Origin of the sequence: Sphingobacterium sp. IITKGP-BTPF85, assembly GCF_001006065.1 — a bacterium.
Lineage (GTDB): Bacteria > Bacteroidota > Bacteroidia > Sphingobacteriales > Sphingobacteriaceae > Sphingobacterium > Sphingobacterium anhuiense.
The window spans coordinates 1-17413 of the sequence record NZ_ASZT02000114.1 but is presented as its reverse complement, the minus strand read 5'-3'; the positions used below and the strand labels follow the sequence as shown (position 1 = coordinate 17413).

Annotated in this window: 20 protein-coding genes and 1 pseudogene; 12 read left to right on the top strand and 9 right to left on the bottom strand. The window is 34.9% G+C overall.

Annotated elements, in window-relative coordinates:
* The coding region (locus L950_RS18590; protein WP_021190519.1) for an aminoglycoside 6-adenylyltransferase at positions 1 to 369 on the bottom strand (369 nt) is incomplete at its 3' end.
* 152 nt (positions 370 to 521) lie between these two features.
* Between L950_RS18590 and L950_RS35740 the strand changes: the two genes are divergently transcribed.
* From L950_RS35740 to L950_RS18560, 6 genes are all read left to right on the top strand, one after another.
* The gene (locus tag L950_RS35740; protein ID WP_262507133.1) at positions 522 to 920 is read left to right on the top strand and encodes a DUF808 family protein; all 399 of its coding nucleotides are present in this window, start codon (positions 522 to 524) and stop codon (positions 918 to 920) included.
* Positions 881 to 1384 carry a DUF808 domain-containing protein gene (locus tag L950_RS35735; protein WP_262507132.1) on the top strand — a complete coding sequence of 168 codons (504 nt, stop codon included), beginning with the start codon at positions 881 to 883 and terminating at the stop codon, positions 1382 to 1384. Before L950_RS35740 ends, L950_RS35735 begins: the two co-directional genes overlap by 40 nt.
* Before the next feature lie 138 nt (positions 1385 to 1522).
* Positions 1523 to 2314, top strand: a complete 792-nt coding sequence (locus L950_RS18580; RefSeq protein WP_021190518.1) for a class I SAM-dependent methyltransferase — start codon at positions 1523 to 1525, stop codon at positions 2312 to 2314.
* Positions 2315 to 2425: 111 nt separating this feature from the next.
* Complete coding sequence (locus tag L950_RS18575; protein WP_021190517.1) at positions 2426 to 3352, top strand: NTF2 fold immunity protein; 927 nt, start codon at positions 2426 to 2428, stop codon at positions 3350 to 3352.
* Between the two features lie 150 nt (positions 3353 to 3502).
* Positions 3503 to 3937 carry a hypothetical protein gene (locus L950_RS18570; protein WP_021190516.1) on the top strand — a complete coding sequence of 145 codons (435 nt, stop codon included), beginning with the start codon at positions 3503 to 3505 and terminating at the stop codon, positions 3935 to 3937.
* A 545-nt stretch (positions 3938 to 4482) separates the two neighbouring features.
* Positions 4483 to 5115, top strand: coding sequence for a hypothetical protein (locus L950_RS18560; protein ID WP_021190514.1), 633 nt, complete (start codon positions 4483 to 4485; stop codon positions 5113 to 5115).
* A gap of 218 nt (positions 5116 to 5333) precedes the next feature.
* Here the strand turns inward: L950_RS18560 and L950_RS18555 are convergent, their stop codons facing one another.
* Complete coding sequence (locus tag L950_RS18555; protein WP_084825490.1) at positions 5334 to 5942, bottom strand: peptide-N-glycosidase F-related protein; 609 nt, start codon at positions 5940 to 5942, stop codon at positions 5334 to 5336.
* Between the two features lie 199 nt (positions 5943 to 6141).
* Complete coding sequence (locus tag L950_RS18550) at positions 6142 to 6954, bottom strand: DUF4369 domain-containing protein (protein ID WP_021190512.1); 813 nt, start codon at positions 6952 to 6954, stop codon at positions 6142 to 6144.
* Positions 6955 to 7404: 450 nt separating this feature from the next.
* On the opposite strand from L950_RS18550, the gene L950_RS18545 reads away from it, so the two are divergent.
* A complete protein-coding gene (locus tag L950_RS18545; protein WP_021190511.1) occupies positions 7405 to 8466 on the top strand; it encodes a linear amide C-N hydrolase in 1062 nt (353 codons plus the stop codon).
* 1072 nt (positions 8467 to 9538) lie between these two features.
* Complete coding sequence (locus L950_RS18540) at positions 9539 to 9772, top strand: hypothetical protein (protein ID WP_021190509.1); 234 nt, start codon at positions 9539 to 9541, stop codon at positions 9770 to 9772.
* Here L950_RS18540 and L950_RS18535 read toward each other — a convergent pair.
* Positions 9769 to 9993, bottom strand: a complete 225-nt coding sequence (locus tag L950_RS18535) for a helix-turn-helix transcriptional regulator (RefSeq protein WP_021190508.1) — start codon at positions 9991 to 9993, stop codon at positions 9769 to 9771. The genes L950_RS18540 and L950_RS18535 overlap by 4 nt on opposite strands.
* 909 nt (positions 9994 to 10902) lie before the next feature.
* Here L950_RS18535 and L950_RS18530 point away from each other — a divergent pair.
* From L950_RS18530 to L950_RS28855, 4 genes are read left to right on the top strand one after another with little or no spacing between them, the layout of a single operon-like run.
* The gene (locus L950_RS18530; protein ID WP_021190507.1) at positions 10903 to 11664 is read left to right on the top strand and encodes a hypothetical protein; all 762 of its coding nucleotides are present in this window, start codon (positions 10903 to 10905) and stop codon (positions 11662 to 11664) included.
* A complete protein-coding gene (locus L950_RS18525) occupies positions 11664 to 12068 on the top strand; it encodes a DUF5675 family protein (protein WP_021190506.1) in 405 nt (134 codons plus the stop codon). Before L950_RS18530 ends, L950_RS18525 begins: the two co-directional genes overlap by 1 nt.
* Positions 12065 to 12310: a hypothetical protein gene (locus L950_RS18520; protein WP_021190505.1), complete on the top strand. Its 246-nt coding sequence runs from the start codon at positions 12065 to 12067 to the stop codon at positions 12308 to 12310. Before L950_RS18525 ends, L950_RS18520 begins: the two co-directional genes overlap by 4 nt.
* Positions 12300 to 12473, top strand: coding sequence for a hypothetical protein (locus L950_RS28855; protein ID WP_156169755.1), 174 nt, complete (start codon positions 12300 to 12302; stop codon positions 12471 to 12473). The genes L950_RS18520 and L950_RS28855 overlap by 11 nt, the downstream gene beginning before the upstream one ends.
* Positions 12474 to 12540: 67 nt before the next feature.
* On the opposite strand, the gene L950_RS18515 is transcribed toward L950_RS28855, so the two are convergent.
* The 5 genes and pseudogenes from L950_RS18515 to arsB all read right to left on the bottom strand — a co-directional run bounded on the left by L950_RS18515 (position 12541) and on the right by arsB (position 17389).
* On the bottom strand, positions 12541 to 13128 hold the full coding sequence (locus tag L950_RS18515; RefSeq protein ID WP_021190503.1) for a hypothetical protein: 588 nt from the start codon (positions 13126 to 13128) through the stop codon (positions 12541 to 12543).
* Positions 13129 to 13285: 157 nt separating this feature from the next.
* The gene (locus L950_RS18510; RefSeq protein WP_021190502.1) at positions 13286 to 13576 is read right to left on the bottom strand and encodes a hypothetical protein; all 291 of its coding nucleotides are present in this window, start codon (positions 13574 to 13576) and stop codon (positions 13286 to 13288) included.
* A gap of 963 nt (positions 13577 to 14539) precedes the next feature.
* Positions 14540 to 14989 (bottom strand): protein-disulfide reductase DsbD domain-containing protein, encoded by a 450-nt coding sequence (locus L950_RS18505; RefSeq protein WP_021190501.1) that lies wholly within the window; start codon positions 14987 to 14989, stop codon positions 14540 to 14542.
* A gap of 89 nt (positions 14990 to 15078) precedes the next feature.
* A complete protein-coding gene (locus tag L950_RS18500) occupies positions 15079 to 16137 on the bottom strand; it encodes an ArsO family NAD(P)H-dependent flavin-containing monooxygenase (protein ID WP_021190500.1) in 1059 nt (352 codons plus the stop codon).
* A 218-nt stretch (positions 16138 to 16355) separates the two neighbouring features.
* A pseudogene (gene arsB, locus L950_RS18495) lies at positions 16356 to 17389 on the bottom strand (ACR3 family arsenite efflux transporter).
* Between the last annotated feature and the right edge of the window lie 24 nt (positions 17390 to 17413).

Sequence of the window (17413 nt, the reverse complement as noted above, 5' to 3'; positions counted from 1 at the left end):
AACTTCCGTTAAACTATCACTTTTGAAATGTGAGTGGAACTTATCGATAGGGAATAAAGTTAGATCGACTCGATTTTCATCTTCAAAAATCATTAAGTAAGCAAAAGTTATCCGATCTACATCAGGATCATTTCCTAACAACATCTGATCGGGAAGTTGCTGTATCAAGACTTTACCAATAAAAGAGGTCCAATCTTTGTCAGCAATAAAAGATTCGATATCGGTGACAATAAATAATAGATCAAAATCTTGGTATTGATCGGGCTTAATTTTAGGATTTGCACGCGAACCATTCAATAAAACTGCGCGGACCCGATCATCTTTTTTAGCAAAATTGAGAATTTTATTTTTTATGTTTCTATCGTTCATGATATGAAGGCATGATAAATAATGCTGTAAATTGGTAAAAAAAAGCAATTAATAAATTATAAGATCTAGTAATACCAGATGTCTTTTTATTTTAAAATAAATGGGAAATATAAAATCATTTTATATTTTGCCGTACTAAATATTTAATACATATGGCTTCAGGTATATTTGCAATATTGGATGATATTGCTGCTTTAATGGATGATGTTGCGGTTACTAGTAAGATAGCAGCAAGTAAAACCGCAGGAATTCTAGGCGACGATTTGGCTGTAAATGCTGAGAAAGCCACAGGATTTCTATCTTCTCGTGAAATTCCTGTGCTATGGGCTATTACAAAAGGTTCATTTATTAATAAAATTATAATTGTTCCGATTGCACTGTTATTGAATGTTTTCTTTCCTATTGCCATCAAGTTTATTTTAATCATCGGAGGTATCTATTTAGCCTACGAAGGGGTTGAAAAAATTATAGAGTACCTTTTCATCGCCAGAAAACAGGCCATGAAGTGGTTGTGGAAAGTGAAGAAAATAATAGTGAAGCTGAGAAAATAAAAGTGAAATCAGCGATTACCACGGATTTTATTTTATCTGTAGAGATTGTGATTATTGCTTTGGGAACTGTATTAAATGAGAGTCTGACCATTCAGATTTTAACAGTAGCGGTAGTTGCTTTATTTGCGACTGTTGGTGTTTATGGAATTGTCGCATTGATTGTACGTATGGACGATGCAGGGTATAAGCTGATCAAGAGATCTAATGATGAAGGTGCTGTCTCTAAGCTCGGGCACTTATTGGTAAATTCCTTACCAGTTGTTATCAAAGTATTAGCAGTAGTTGGAACAATTGCATTGATCTTAGTATCTGGTGGTATTTTTGAGCATAATATTGATTATTTGCATCATTTTTTACCTCAGGTTCCTTCATTATTGAAGCAAATAGCTTATGGTGCAGTTGCCGGTTTGACCGCAGTTTTGCTTATGACAGGGGGGAAGAAGATTTTTGCCAAAAGTAAGTAAGATTAGAAATGTTAAAAAAGGCATCCATCGGATGCCTTTTTTGTACATATATTGTTTCATTAAGATTCTGTAAATAATATTAAAGAAGAATTGTATAGCATGCTGATGCTATTTTAGGAGATTTATCGATTAAACTTTATGAAAAAGGAGGAAATAGATTTTTTAAGGCATAATGAATCAGCTTGGAATAAACAGGCATTGGATCAAAATGAATGGTCTCAGCCTGTAAACTCAGCTTTAATTAATGCTGCTAAACAAGGCATATGGGATGTACATCTTACCCCAAAGCCTTTACCTAAACAATGGTTAGGTGATATTAGGGATAAAAAGATACTTTGTCTTGCTTCAGCTGGGGGGCAGCAGGCTCCCATATTGGCAGCAGCAGGTGCCAAGGTTGTCGTTTTTGATCTTTCAGAAGAACAGCTGAGACAAGATTCAATCGTTGCACAGCGAGATGGACTTTCTCTGGAAACGATTCAGGGAAATATGAAAGATCTGAGAATATTTGATGATCACTCATTTGATATTGTCTTTCATCCGATATCAAATCATTACGTCGAAGATGTAAATCCAGTATGGAAGGAGACTTATCGTGTGCTAAAAAAAGGTGGATTTTTACTGGCTAGTTTTTTTAATCCAGTTGTATTTATTGGGGATAGAAATCCCCAGGAAATTACCGACGGTATAATTAGGCCCAAATTCAAGTTGCCATATGCAGATCTGAAAGATTTGGATGCTAACGATATTGAGAGAAAGATTGAGAGACAGGAAGCACTGCTTTTTGGTCATACTTTAGCGGATCTTATCGGTGGACAATTGCGAGCGGGATTTATGATTGCTGATTTTATAGAAGATTCGCAGCCTCGACCACGATTCTTAATAGATCAGTATCTCCCCACTTTTATTGCAACGAAGGCTGTTAAGCTATAATATGATGTGAAAATGAGAACTCCCAAATCAAGATGTTAAAAAAAGTATTGCAACGACATGGCGGTAGGGTTATTTTAAGTAGTTTATTAGGTCCAAAAACCTGGATTCGATATGGAGAATTTAAGTAAATTAAAAGGTAGTGCCGAATTTAAAAATCGAATACTTTCGAAAGATGATATTAAGCAGATCACACAGTCTAAAGGACTTTTAGGAATTTCCTTTATAAATTGTCCTGTTCAGGATGACGATATTTTGGAAATTTCTAAACTTAGCAAATTGGTCAATGTTACGCTTGAAAATACCCGTATAACAGATCGCTCGCTTGAATATTTAGCGGAACTGCCAAATTTAAATTACTTGTTTATTACGCAGGCGAATGTATCTGGGCAAGGCTTTGAATATTTCATTGGACATAAAAAGTTGAACTGTGTTTGGGCCTGTCATACCCAATTAAATGATGAAACGTTGAAGATTGTTGCGCAGTTGCCTAAACTTAGTATATTGAGAATTGATGCTACAGCTGTTACATTTGAAGGTTTAATGTCAATTGCAGGTAATCCAAAGATTGAGATTGTTGCGAATGATCTATTTAGTAAGGAGCAACTAGAGCAGTTTGAGCAAGAACAAAGAACCTTAGCCAAGAAAAAGAAATCGGTTAATTCACAAGATATTACTGATGCTTCCCAAAAACTACTGCTATTTTTTAATGCGATGACTGAATGGGAGAAATATGCCGCTATACATGGTTTTACGAATGAAACAAGTTTAAGATGTAAGTTACTTTTTCAGGAACATTGTACTTATAAAACTCGTAAAGGTTATCGACCAGATGGTTTATATTATTCCAACGGACTTAACCATACGTATTCGACGCACAAGATTGTGGATAGTGAGCAGTCAACAAAAAATAAGATCTATCTTTTTACCAAAGACCATATTGATTTTCAGTATCGTTTTATCTTGGTTCGAAATGATGATGAGTGGATGGTAGATGATGCACAAAGATTAGATGGAGGTTGGAAAAAAGTCGGATTGTAATGCAAGTTGGAAAATGTTAACAGTTTTAATGAAAGTACTACGGATATCAGATAGGAAGGGCGAATTTAAATTAAATAAAAAGAGAACTGTTGAATTTGGTTATTATTGTTAAGTACATATTAAGCGGACTACATAAAGGAATTAATTAACATGGATCCTACAAAAAACAAGCTCCAAATCGGTAAATTGTTATTGATAGCAATTCCATCTGTTTTTATCTTTTTAATGATCTGGATTGCAGCGGTATATATTGGTAATACCTATTTTGATTCTAAATCGAGTTTTGGACAATTTTTACTCTGGATATTAAGTGGTATAATCAGTTTTATGTGTTATCCAATTGCCTCAAAACAAATTTCTAACCTCGGAGCTTTAAATAAGAATAATAAGATAGCGCATCCAGTTTTTGAAAGACAAAAATTTGATAAATCTGATTGGTTCTTTTTTATTTTACTTCATAGTATTACAGCACCTCTATTATTCTGGATATTTTCTGATTTAGAACACCATGCGCAGATCTATGATTTTTTGTGGATACCTTTGGAAGGAATTATAAAGGAGCGCCAAATTTTCCAGTTCTATTAGTATTTATATTCGGAACGTTTTTCCTATTGGCTATAGTTTACGTCCTATTTCTTAGGATTAGATATGGAACTTTTAATGAACCTAAGATTCTGTCAAGTATTGAAGAGAAGAATTTCAAACAAAAGCAGGAGATTTATTTTTCATATGTAGCTTCAACAACACTTACGGTAATGATGCTTTATATGTTGAAGATGGTATTACTAGTGTAATGTATAATAAAGATTTTTACTTTACTTTTAGATCTCAGTATTGCGTGTGATAATTGCAAAACTTGGTGATCATATCAGTATGATTTATGTACAAAGATTACAACTTGCTCCCTAAGGGCAAGAAATTCCAGTAACAAATTTAACACGTGATATTTTTAGAAGAATGTACTATTTAATCAAAAACATGCATTTTTTATTCATTATTGAATGTCTTAAGCAGTATTTGATAAGTTTTTTTAGATTTATTTAATTTCGTTATTCTGAAGCAGTAGAATTATTAAAAAGGTATCACTAAATTTATAGTAATAATTTAAAATATAGAAATTATCATAAAATATGTTCGGTTTTCTTTTTTTAGGACTGGCGTTTCTTTTCATTGTTATTTTTTATTTTGCAATTGGGCGAAATAGGCCGATGTTGATCCTGAATGGGATCTTGACAACGATCATTGGTGGCCTGTCTTTTTTAGGTATTTTTAGGGCTTATCCACCATTATTTATAATGGCTTTAATCGGTAGCATTTTGTTGAATGTTGCTATATATCGGAAAGTGAAGAGCGCTCGGGTAAACGTCACGTTATTATTGATAATTCAGTCGCTTAGGATCGTCATTGAGTATTATCTTTATCAGTTATATCTCGAAAAATTAATTCCTCAGATTATGACTTTTAAAGGTTTTAATTTTGATATTATAATAGGGATATTCAGTGTTGTGTTTCTGGTTATTTCCTTATTCAGGAAATCTATCTTGAATAATTGGATATTTGCACTGTGGAATTATGCTGGTATTGTTTCGCTGATTTCCATTGTCCTTATAGGGATATTTTCCTCCCCGGTACCGATACAGCAATTTAGTTTTGATCAGCCCAATGTTGCCGTTCTTTGTTTTCCTTATGCATTACTGCCAACAATTATTGTTCCTATAGCACTATTGTCACATATATTACTGCTAAGAGATAGAAAGCGGTAGAATAATTTTTTATAATTATAATGAGAATTTAAACAGGTAGAAGCTGTTGAAAGTGCGGAAGTAATATTACTATTTAAGTACAAAGTCTGTCTCTTATCTTGAGAGACAGACTTTGTATAGCAGTATTGCTTATTATTGATATTATTGGGTTATCAAATAAGCAGATACTAAATATTTACTTTCTGTTTTCTCAAATTCGGCATCTGGTATAGCTATCTTTATGCTATGCTTGCCTTTTTTAGTGGTCCTAAATTGATAACACGAGTAGGAACTGGTCCTCCTGGGCACCAAGAACGACGTTCTTTACTGATGTTTCCGAAATATATACCATTTGGTTGCGTATTATAGATTTCGTAAGGTGTACAGTCCTGGTTCATATCTATACGTATATATTCTTTAGCATCCAAATCAATAATGTGCTGTCTCCAATTGTATTCTTCTCCACCTTCAGCTGCACCATGACCAGATGAAATAAGATAAAGAACAGTCGTCTTGGTGTCTTCAGGTAATTCAAATTCTACCTCTTTACTATTTTTTCCAGCTGTTTTGTCCTTTCCATCTAAACTGTAGTAGCTTAACAGGGAAATTGCTTTTTCCGAAGATAAGGTTGTTTTTTTGTCGCTTATTAAATCAACAGATACGTTGAACGTTAATAATGAACCATCGCATCCGATTACTTCTCTTTGGCCTGCTCCGGTAGTTCCAAATACTTCTGTTACGAGATACATTTCTTTATCGGTTTGTTTTATCGTACTGATCATCTGATCTATTTGAGCTTCGTAAGGTATATGGTCTGGATGACGACTTCGGTACATGAACGGTGTCATAATACGTAGTATTTCAAACCGTTCACCCTTTTCCTTGTCAAATTTCTCACCTTTGGCATAACAACTAAAGTCACTCGGCCAATTCTATCGTAATTATCGCAGCCCGCTTTAATTGTAACTTTAATCTTAAGGTTATTGCCAATTTGCTTTATTTCGCTCGGATTTAACTGGTATAGGTATTCGGAATTAGTGATGCGGGTTACACCTCTAGGAACAGAATTGGTAACAGTTTGGGCATAGCCATCAAAAAATCAACATTCTTTAAAATATTGATGGTTACGATTTTTTGTTTTAGTTTTATTAAGCTGGCTGTAATATCCTTACCTAATACAGCTATTTTTTGTTTCTTAGGTAGCTGATCGAAAAATAGCTGTGCTTTATCGAGGTCAAAAGCAGAACCATCAGTGCTTACATACATCTGCAACGCTTCAGCCGCATATGGTTTGGTAATATGTGTTGATAAAAACTCTGAAAGCTTTGCAAGCTTGCTGTTTTTTACACTGTCAATTTTTGCATCAACAATTTTACTTTGATTCGTATCTTCTGGTTTTACTCTTCTCTTCTCCCATCCTAATAATCTTAAAGCAGTGTCTATCTTTAGATAAGGTTTTTTGAAAACCATATAATCATCGTTGGTGGTTGAACCTGTAATTATTGCCTTTCTTAGGTAGCCTTTTGCATTAATATTTACGATGCTTTGTGAAAGATATAAGTATAAGGAATTAGGATCTGCTAAAGCATTGGGTGAGGTATTGGGCTTTGTAAATTGTAATGTGGCACGAACATCTACATCGGCAGTACTTTTAAAATGAAATTTGTTGTTTTTAATAACTGTACTGTCTAATACTGCCTGTCCTTTACTTTGATAAGTCAAATAAATCATTCGGTTGGTAGAATCATAAGTTGGTATGTTGACTATTCCCTGTAATTGAAAGGAAACATCTGTGTTCTTTTGCGCCATCACGTTTGCAAATGATAGGACAGTAAACAAAAGCAATAAATACTTTTTCATATTTTGAAATTTCGGTTTAAATTGTATTTGTAATTCTTTCTGTAATAAGTTTTATTCAATTTAAGGTACGAATAGGTCCTTAATGTCGTAAATATCTGTAAAATTTGAAACAAAGCTTCATTTTTGTTAAAATAGAGATTCCTTTTTATTTATATGTGTTAGTTTTAATAAAAGACCTTCGCAAGGTCAGTTACTTCGTTTTACTTAAATAAGCATTTTACGTAACATTGAACGATAGTTGCTACCGGATATTTAATTTTTATCAAATATAAAGTAGATTTAAAACAACTGTTATAGGATATTTTTTTTAATTTATATGTAATTTCTTTTTATTCGAAAAAATATTTTTAAATTGCAGTAATGAGTCATTATATATGACGAAGGTGTCATATCTATTTTTCTTTTGTAGTCTAAGAACTAAACATTTTTATCTTAATAAAATTAGTAGTCATGAAAACATTTATTAAACAAATTGGAAGCGCTTTGATTTTAACCGCAACTTTAATCGCCTCATCAGTAGAAGCAGAAGCTTGTACAAGAGTGGTTTATAAAGGTCCAAACAGCACAATTATTACAGCGCGAAGTATGGATTTTTCCATTCCTATTCCTTCTAACTTATGGCTATTCCCAAGAGGAATCGAGCGCGATGGAAGTACTGGAAAGAATACGATTAAATGGACTTCAAAATATGGGAGCATGACGACTAGTTCTTGGGACATTGCAATATCGGATGGGATGAATGAAAAGGGGCTGGTTGCTAATATGCTTTGGCTAGTAAGCTCTAAATATCCCGAATTTTCCAAAGATATTGCCGGGAAAAATGGCTTGGCTGTTTCACTATGGGCGCAATATGCCCTAGATAACTTCGCGACAGTAGCTGAAGCTGTCGAACATTTTAAGAAAGAAGAATTTGTTGTTGTTACAGACTTTATCCCAGGAACAGATAAGTTTACTACTGTCCATCTTTCTATGTCAGATGCAAGTGGGGACAATGCCATTCTTGAATACATTAACGGAAAATTAGTCATACACCACGATCCTGCTTACACTGTAATGACTAATGATCCGATTTTTGAAGAACAACTTGCGATAAATGAATATTGGAAAGGTATTCCTGGAAGTATATTTCTTCCTGGAACAAACCGTGCTGCGGATCGCTATGTAAGAGCGTCATATTATATTAAAGCTGTCCCGCAAACAGATGATACCAGAATTGCTGTAGCGAGTGCGTTTAGTGTCATTAGGCAATGTTCCGTACCTTACGGTATTTCTACTGAGGGTTTTCCTAATTTATCAACAACTAGATGGAGAACAGTTTCAGACCAAAAGAATCTGTTTTACTATTTTGAAGATGCACTAAGTCCGAATGCGATCTGGGTAGATTTGAAAAAATTGGATTTTAGCAAGAATGGAAAAATAAAAAAACTGGCATTGGATAAAAATCAAATTTATGCAGGAGAAACATCAGACAAATTTTTAGATGCTAAGCCTTTTGTATTTCAGGGAATATAAAAGAAAAAAGCAATAGTTATTCAGATTAATTACCGATACGGCGATTATTTCAACCTTGTTTAAGGTTTAATTTCTCTCAAAAAAGAAAAGCTCAACAAAAGTTGAGCTTTTCTTTTTTGAGCCGGGGCTATTATGTAGCATGCATTTACACGATTTACCGAAAGGAAATAATTAAGTTATCTATTTAATGGGGTATCAATTATTGAATTGAATTAAAATTTCTATTTAATTGCGTAGTTGACATATGCAGCATAGATTTTCTAACGCCAAAACAGGTAGGAAAATACTCCGGAAAACTGCAGAAATTCCAGAAAAGCAACGTTGCAAAAATAAAAATAAATTATGTGTAGCAGAAGCGGAATTCATAAAACAACGTGGATCATAATATCAATAATAATTTATAAATCTATATAGTTATAATAGGACGATGCACATTCAGCCTTTATTCGGGTCTATTTCGCCCTTTCTTCGGAAAGCCTCTACTGTTTTTCCACCTTGCCTATACTGTGCCTCTACTTGTTTTGTAGAGCACAGTATACAAACAGAATAGGAACAGTAGAGGCACAGTTGATATTTCCCGAAGCTTTCCCGAACTGCGTGCGAATAAGTATCGAAGCAGATTACTATTGTTTTATACTGATAATAAGTGGACAGCTAGTCTTGTCCGCTTTTTAGTTTACACTTGTGGAGTATAAAAAATGTAATTTATTAATATCTAACAGGGTATTTATTATTGTTTGTTAAAGTGTTGAAATATGGGAAACTCGAATAGTTTCCCATATTTCAACACCATTTTTTTATGATTACATCATTGCCACTAAAGATCTCTTTTGTTTAGTACTTCTTCAATGGTTCAAGTGTTACATAAGCAACTGATAGGAACTGTGTCATTTAATAAAGTTAGGCGTGATACAAAGTTTTAAAGAAATCTTTTTTAGATATTAACGGATTGTAATTTATGGATTATTAAAATGTTATTTTTGATTTACAGTACTTTAAAACTGTTGTTTTTGAACGGGCAAACTGGTATATTTAGATAAAAGTAATTCAGCTTTCCCAATATTCTAAAAATATGAGACAGTTAGCAGTTAAAATATTACAGTTGGTAAAAGAAGACAAAGATCTTCAGCCCTTGATGGTAAATGAATCTTTTCAAGATGAATTGGCAATCTTAGAAAGGACTGGTTTTATTAGAAGTTTTAAGCCTGAAATTGGGCAAAGTCCTTATGAATGCTATGATATTACAAGAAAAGGTATTGAACGTCTTATTGAATTAGAGGCATCAAATTATAAAAGAGTAGGCTAATACCTACTCTTTTTATTTATATACCTTTTTAGGGTAATGATTGCGCCTAATTGAAATAAGGTATGTGCATTATGCTTACGCTTAAGATCATTTAGTGTTTTTTCAATTGATGATAAACTGTAAGGGTTATGCCCCTTTTCTTTGAGTTCGCGAGCAATTTCAGGCTGTGTTTTGCCCTGCAGTAAGGAGTCAATTAGAAGTTTTTCAAATTCGGTTTGCATTTAATAAAGATAATAAATTCGTACAACTTATGTATATGTGGTTCTATTATGCTGGGTATGAGATTACTTCGTAAGCATTCTCATTAATCAATTTGTTTAGATCCCGACGTCGTACATTTTTTTGCTATAATTTCTCATAAAATAATAAAACCGCATTCAGTTAAACTGAGTGCGGTTTTATTTGTGGAGCCGGAGAGATTCGAACCTTTCCTGTAACTCGCTGATTTAATATCTTTTATAAGTCGTGCTTTTGCAAGGTCTCGATTTGGTCTCGCTAAGGCATTTTCCTAAATTCCCTATGTCTTATTGCTAAACAAATATACGAAATAAACATGTTAATATGGCATTGGATGTAGTAAATATGGTTTGCTAAGTTTATGTTTTTGAGTAGGTTATTGTTTTGTTTTTAGTCAGGTTATTGTTAAGGGACTTCTTAAATATTTTACAATTCATTGCACACAGTATTATAATCTAATCCGAGATATTTGCATAATTCATCTATGGTGATTAGTTGATAAGTTTCTTTTCCATTAATCTGTTTAATATTGTTATAGATACGTAGGCTTTGTCGGTAACTTTTCCCAGTTATCCTGGCGATGTCTTTTGGATAAATACAAATTCTTTTCATAAACCAATACTTTATATACCCTTTATCTATGCTTCTGGGTAGTTGTAGACCAGGAGCAGCTGACTATTATTTAATCTTACCAAGTTGGTAACAACTTGTGGTTTGTATTGGTGGCTATTTCTTGTTGCAATTTACAAATTCTTTATGGTCTATTGAGGTAAATGATTGTCTACTAGTGCCATTTGGTATGGTGTGTCTTTTATTATGCCCAAGTTTTTTTAAGTTTTGTCTTATCAGTCACTGAATAGCTGCGGCGGAGGTGAATTTTAAAATTAAGTGAGATGGCAAGACAATCAGGTATTATTAAGCTAAAAGGTACTATCGGGGATATTACTTTTTACAAAAGCAAGGATGGCTATTTAGCCAGACAGAAGGGCGGGGTGGATAAGGACCGCTTTTTAAACGACCCAAAATTTCAGCGTACCAGAGAGAATGCGGCAGAGTTTGGAAGAGCTGGTAAGGCCAGTAAGTCGCTTTGTACAGCAATCCGTCCAGTTTTGAACAAGACGCAAGATTCGCGTATGATTTCGCGTTTGGTGAAGAAGATGATGACGGTGATCAAAGCGGATGCAGTTAGTGATCGTGGTCAACGTAATGTGCTGGATGGAGAGTTGATTCTTTTGCAGGGATTTGATTTCAATGGAAATGCCAGCCTGTCTGCAACGGTATATGCACCCGCTTCTTTCATCATTGATAGATTGGACGGAGTTATGAGTATCAATATTCCGAGCTTTAACCCGAGCAATCAAATTGTTGCGCCAGGGGGCACGACACATTTTCGATTTATTTCTGCAGGTGTTGAAGTCGATTTTGAGAATGAGAGGTTTGTTTTGGCTCAATCTAGTTCGCCTGAATTGCCCTATGACAATTCAAGTACTGCTTTGACGATGTTGACTAATGACCTTGGATTACTAGATTCTACTAAGCCATTGTTTTTGGTGTTTGGAATTGAGTTTCTTCAGCAGGTTAATGGTACATTCTATTCTTTGAATAATGGTGCATATAATGCATTGAACTTGGTAGCAATAGATACTGGAGTGTAATGGTAGTGGGCTTATTACGGAATTATCATAGTCAGGGCACTAATGGTGAGATTTGGATCGGAGGTGAATTTGTGTGTTATGCTATTGAGTTGCCTTGGTTAGATAATGTCCGCAATAATTCTTGTATTCCAGAAGGGATTTACGTACTGGGCAAGCGATATAGCAAAAAGTTTAAGTGGCATGTGTTGGTGAAGGATGTTTATGGACGCAGTGAGATTTTGTTTCATCCAGCAAATGATGCGAGGATTGAATTGAGAGGATGTATAGCGCCGGTCAGTCAGATTTCTGGAATAGGGAGAGGTGTTCAGTCAGTAGCTGCTTTTAACAAATTGAGGGATATAGTTTATGCTTCGATTGATAAAGGTGAACAGGTTTTGTTGGAAGTATTAAAAAAGGGGGAATGATGAATGTATTGGAGAGGGCTCAGGCACCTACACCGAAATTTTTTAAGTTGTTGCGAAGTGTAGGGATTATTGTTGCGACTATAGGTGGGGCTATTTTAACAGCTCCCATTGCATTACCGGCAGCACTTATCAGTATTGGTGGTTATTTGACTGTTGCGGGTGGTGTTATATCGGCTATCAGTCAGATTACTGTCGATGATAAAAAGGTCGATAAAGGAGCTGAGGGGAGGGATGATGAATAGATCTGCAGTTGGTCATGGTACTGTTGGCGGTTTATTGATGGGTATTTACCCTGCATTGATAATGGGTGATGTATTGAGAACAATTTTGCTGGCTACCATTGGTGCGATCGTTAGTTTTTGCGTATCTTTAGTACTTGGATCACTGATCAAAAGAAAAAAATAGAGTTGTGGTGGCTTTATTCAAATTAAAAGCTCGGCATTATGTCGAGCTTTTTTATTTTAGGAAATCTTTATATGTTTTGATCTATAAAAAATAGTAACTGTTGCAAAGATTTATTGTAAGATTCATTAAGGGCTTTTCTCGCTGATTTATATCCCCAAATATTGTCTTGACTACCAATGTTTGAAATAGTTTCTTTATTTGATTTCTTACGATCAGTTATTTCTGTATAGAAAGTGGTTGAAGCATTCCACATGCCTTTTGGTAATATCATTGTAGAAAGGCTACCACCTACCATCCCAATACCTACTGATATATCTGTACCAAACCCAGCGTGATAAGCTGAAATGCCTATTTTCAGTATTGTATTTATTGAATCTTTTGATCTATAAAGGGAATTGTCTTTTATAAAGAAAATATTTGGATACACCTGTTTAATCTGTTCAAAAATTTTATCAGTTAGTATTTCACTATTGCACTCTATTTTTGACTTTTTGTTTAAGATTCTTGCGTCAAAGAACGCTATAGTTACCGTGTCAGAACGCAAAATATCATTTCTTACAGGTGCTTCTACATGTTCTGGACACCAAACATAAAGTTTTTGAGCGTTTGATATTGAGATGTTTACTGTGAGAATTAAAAGTAATATATATTTCATGTTATCAGTTTTTTATGCTTTCGAATATACATAATAGTTTCTATGCTTTTAATTGTCTCTGATTTGGGTGATAGTTAAAATACTGGCTTGTATTTGTATGCCTGTGAGAGTTTTCTATGTTTTCGTGTTCATATGATAGACTATAAAAGATACATGTTTATAATTTTTTGAATTTTGGCCACTTATTATATCCGATAGTTGGATTATTGGATTTGTATTCCCTTATTGATGATACCTCCATTATATTTACATCTGAAATGTTATCCGTAAATGATTCCCAGATTACTTCCTTTCTAATTGAGAAATCTTTTTGTTGTTCCCTGGTGAAGTCATTTGCTATAAGTTCGCTATTGGCACTTCCGAAGTAGTTTAAGGTATTCGTCAGATCTTTTCCGATGTATATTTTCCCATTAGGATACGTTATTTTATAGATGACTTTTAGTTTCATTGAAGTAGTTTTTTGAAAGGTATCAAATTGCTCTCAAAAGAAAAAAGAAAAAAAGAAAGTAGTGCTTTCAATTGGGGTGGGCTAATAAAGCAAGTTTTTTGAGGAAAATACTATCCTGCCGTAGGCGGATGGAGATTTTCCTTAAAACCGGGGCTTGATCTTGCTGCTTAGCCCACTCCAATTAATTTTACGTCCTTTTTTTAACTTTCTTATTTGCAGTCTCGCCTTTTTTCGCAAGTGGTATGAGCCGTAGGTGATATACCTCTTGCTTGCAGGACTGAGGTGCATGGATGGTACGACGAAGGAGGGCTGGCCATGTACCGCAAGGGTTGTTAATTTCCGTTCGAGTTTAGATTTACATTGTCGTTGCGGCCTTGTGCAATGAGCGTAGCGGGTTGCGCCAGGCTGCATGCACTTGCTCGCCGTCTGCGAGTTGAGCGAGGGTGGTGGACCGAGAGGTGCGCAGCACTGGGGGACAGCATATGTAGGTGAGCTTGGCTGGCGGTATTTTTGATTGTGGTGGATTATGGAAGTGGAATTGTGTTGAGGGTGTGTATTGGGTTTTCAAAAATGGTGACAGCCGAAAGCTCGCCTACACAAGGGTGCCTAGGTATATATGGGGTTGTGCAACATTTTGGGCCTGCCTATGGCAACCGCAGCCCGAGCGATTCGCAGGCGAGCCAAATTCGAGGCGATGGTGGATGAAGCAGTGCTGAGCAACTGGTGAATGGAGATGGAGCTTGCGGAATGTAATGAGCCAGGTGTGATGCGCTGTGACAGACAGAGTAATCGACTATGAGGAGGATGACTGAACTGCAAGGATGATGACAATCTGCGTTAGCACCCGAAGCAAAGAGGCTCTATATGATGCCTTTTTAATCTTTGGCTGAATCATATAGTGCCTCTTTGGATTGGCGTCATTCTTTGCTGAAGGAGGAACAACGAATGCCTTATTTCCACTTTTTATTTCACTTGAATAGCGAAATCTACCTCTGTAGGTGGTGTACATTGTATATTGTCACAGACCATAAATTCTACTGTCCCTTTGACATTTATAGTGCCATTGGTGAGTTTTATACGTTGCTGGAAAACGACTTCGTTATCAAAATAGCTAACATTCATACTGAATACTTTTTCATAGCTAGATTTTGATTTTGGTTCAATTGTCTTTCCACTGATACTATGAGTTTTTGATGGAGTGAAAGTGAATTTTGTGGGAATTGGGCCGCCGTCGCCCATATTCTGAGAATAAAGATGCCAACCTTTATCTATAGTCGCTTTCATAAATATAACAGCTTCTTTATCGTTTAATTTCTTTGATGCAAAAGTCCATTTTACGGGTTTTAAAATTTGTGCATTTAAAGCACTGGTTATAAATGTTAATAACAGGAATAATTGAATTTTTTTGATCATGCTCGTTTTAAATTAGTGAGTGTCTATTATTCTTTTTTAATGATGTTTTATTTTAGTAAGGGGTATAAAGAGTGAAATTGCCATATTGATTACTCTTTATCGTTCAAGTATTCTTTGATTTCGTTTATTGTACTCTTTGCTGATCTTCCAACTCCTATTAGTGTAGCAGATGCAAAACCTGTCCAATTTCCATATCCAACTAACCAAAGTCCGGAAACTGCATTTGCTTTAGAACCGGTAGTTTCAATTCGGCCGTTGGGATCAGTTATACCTAAGTTTGCGAGATGTTGAGTTGCATACTTAAAACCGGTACACCAAACTATAGCATCAAATTTTTCTGTTTCTCCTGATTCCCATTGTACACCTGTAGTAGAAATAGAATTTATACGACCTTTGCTATTTAGAACATTTCTTTTTCTTGCTTCGACGACTGATGGTACCATGACAATACTGGATAGATTATATAAGTTTGGGTCAATTGGTTTTCCTTCTTTTTGTGCATTATACATTAAGGTTGCAGTATCAAATAAAACACGACCGTCTACATCATCAGGAAGAAAAGTAGGATTTTCAAGTGTAGACCATTCGGTTTGTGCTATTTTGGATATTTCAGCAAGCAATTGTGCTCCAGAATTACCACCACCTATTATTAATACTTTTTTATCTTTAAAAATATCAGGTTTTTTGTAAACACTAGAATGAATTTGAATACCCTTAAATGATTTCTGACCTTCTACTATTGGAACAAAGGGAGCTGACCAGGTTCCTGTTGCGGAAACCACAACCTTGGCATTATACTCGCCATCTGATGTCTGTAAGTTAAAACCTTTGTCTATTTTATTTACTGCTATAACTTTTATAGACCTTTTTACCGGTATCTGATATTTTTTTTCATATGCATCCAAGTACTCTATGGTTTCGGATCTTGAAGGGAATCTTTCTGCAGAGTCTGGCATTAACCAGCCTGGTAACGAACTGAACTGTGAAGGAGAAAACAGAGTTAATGACTCCCAAGCATGGCGCCATGCACCACCTGGCTGTCCTTGGTCATCGAGAAGGATGTAATTGAGATCTGTACGTCGTAAAAAGTACCCACAGGCTAAGGCACTTTGTCCCCCACCTATTATTATTACATCATAGCTTTTCATTTTTACTTAATTTAAATGATTAATAATCTACAATTTACGTTATCTATAATACTTTAAAAATTTTTAGTTTATTAAGGGGGATGTATCATGTAACTTTTGCGGAAATGTAACAACCCTTAATTAGGTCTTCAAAGAGACCCCTATCCCTAGCTAAAAACAAATATTATTTTAAAAATTAGGGGTTATCAATTTTGAAAACCCCTAATCAGCGTAAAATTTTAACTATAGTATTTCTTTTTCAGCCAAAGACTGGCGCGAACTAATAGTATTAATACTGGTACCTCAATCAATGGACCTATAACACCCACAAATGCTTGCGGAGAATGTATACCGAATACTGCAATGGCAACTGCAATAGCAAGCTCAAAATTATTTCCAGTAGCTGTAAATGAAATAGCCGCATTCTTATCATAATCTACATTCATAGATTTATTCATGAAGAAACTGATAAAGAACATCAAGACAAAATAAATGACCAACGGTACTGCGACTTTAAGCACCTGCATAGGTAACAGTACTATCTGTTCCCCTTTTAAGCTAAACATCAATACAATTGTAAATAATAATGCATATAAAGTGAATGGGGAGATAAATGGTATAAATTTGTGATTATACCAATTTTCACCTTTTATTTTTGAGAGATACTTATGGCTTAAAAATCCTGCTAAAAAAGGAATCCCTAAATAGATGAGGACACTTTTTATGACCTCGCTCATTTCTATCGAAATCGCATATTGTGCAAAACCAAAATAAGAAGGTAAAACGTTGATAAACAACCATACAAATAAACTATAAAACAGTATTTGAAAAATACTGTTTAAAGCAATCAGAAGTGCTGCATATTCTCTATTTCCTTTTGCTAAGTCGTTCCATACGATCACCATAGCGATACAGCGTGCAAGTCCAATAAGAATTAACCCTACCATATAGTCTGGCTCATCCCTTAAAAAGATAACGGCCAGAATAAACATTAGGATAGGTCCGACAAACCAATTCAGGACAAGTGATAAGCTAAGCACTTTTTATCTTTGAATGCTAGAGGCAATAAATTGTAGTTTACTTTAGCCAGTGGAGGATACATCATGATGATTAATCCAACAGCCAATGGAATATTTGTGGCTCCAACCGACATCTTATCCATTACATCAGAAATACCGGGGAATAAATTGCCTATAAGTACACCCAATCCCATGGCAAGGAAGATCCAAAGAGTAAGATACCGGTCCAGAAACTTCATTTTTACCTGCATAATGTATCTTATTTAATTTGTGAAAAA

What these genes read in the sequence shown, in the direction of transcription:
- L950_RS18545 (WP_021190511.1), top strand. Translation starts at nt 7,405, where the DNA reads ATGAAAACATTTATTAAACAAATTGGAAGCGCTTTGATTTTAACCGCA.
- L950_RS18535 (WP_021190508.1), bottom strand. Translation starts at nt 9,993, where the DNA reads ATGCAAACCGAATTTGAAAAACTTCTAATTGACTCCTTACTGCAGGGC.
- L950_RS18520 (WP_021190505.1), top strand. Translation starts at nt 12,065, where the DNA reads ATGATGAATGTATTGGAGAGGGCTCAGGCACCTACACCGAAATTTTTT.
- L950_RS35740 (WP_262507133.1), top strand. Translation starts at nt 522, where the DNA reads ATGGCTTCAGGTATATTTGCAATATTGGATGATATTGCTGCTTTAATG.
- L950_RS18530 (WP_021190507.1), top strand. Translation starts at nt 10,903, where the DNA reads ATGGCAAGACAATCAGGTATTATTAAGCTAAAAGGTACTATCGGGGAT.
- L950_RS18525 (WP_021190506.1), top strand. Translation starts at nt 11,664, where the DNA reads ATGGTAGTGGGCTTATTACGGAATTATCATAGTCAGGGCACTAATGGT.
- L950_RS18555 (WP_084825490.1), bottom strand. Translation starts at nt 5,942, where the DNA reads ATGACACCGTTCATGTACCGAAGTCGTCATCCAGACCATATACCTTAC.
- L950_RS18575 (WP_021190517.1), top strand. Translation starts at nt 2,426, where the DNA reads ATGGAGAATTTAAGTAAATTAAAAGGTAGTGCCGAATTTAAAAATCGA.
- L950_RS18505 (WP_021190501.1), bottom strand. Translation starts at nt 14,989, where the DNA reads ATGATCAAAAAAATTCAATTATTCCTGTTATTAACATTTATAACCAGT.
- L950_RS18500 (WP_021190500.1), bottom strand. Translation starts at nt 16,137, where the DNA reads ATGAAAAGCTATGATGTAATAATAATAGGTGGGGGACAAAGTGCCTTA.
- L950_RS18510 (WP_021190502.1), bottom strand. Translation starts at nt 13,576, where the DNA reads ATGAAACTAAAAGTCATCTATAAAATAACGTATCCTAATGGGAAAATA.
- L950_RS18550 (WP_021190512.1), bottom strand. Translation starts at nt 6,954, where the DNA reads ATGAAAAAGTATTTATTGCTTTTGTTTACTGTCCTATCATTTGCAAAC.
- L950_RS18515 (WP_021190503.1), bottom strand. Translation starts at nt 13,128, where the DNA reads ATGAAATATATATTACTTTTAATTCTCACAGTAAACATCTCAATATCA.
- L950_RS18540 (WP_021190509.1), top strand. Translation starts at nt 9,539, where the DNA reads ATGAGACAGTTAGCAGTTAAAATATTACAGTTGGTAAAAGAAGACAAA.
- L950_RS28855 (WP_156169755.1), top strand. Translation starts at nt 12,300, where the DNA reads ATGATGAATAGATCTGCAGTTGGTCATGGTACTGTTGGCGGTTTATTG.
- L950_RS18580 (WP_021190518.1), top strand. Translation starts at nt 1,523, where the DNA reads ATGAAAAAGGAGGAAATAGATTTTTTAAGGCATAATGAATCAGCTTGG.
- L950_RS18570 (WP_021190516.1), top strand. Translation starts at nt 3,503, where the DNA reads ATGGATCCTACAAAAAACAAGCTCCAAATCGGTAAATTGTTATTGATA.
- L950_RS18560 (WP_021190514.1), top strand. Translation starts at nt 4,483, where the DNA reads ATGTTCGGTTTTCTTTTTTTAGGACTGGCGTTTCTTTTCATTGTTATT.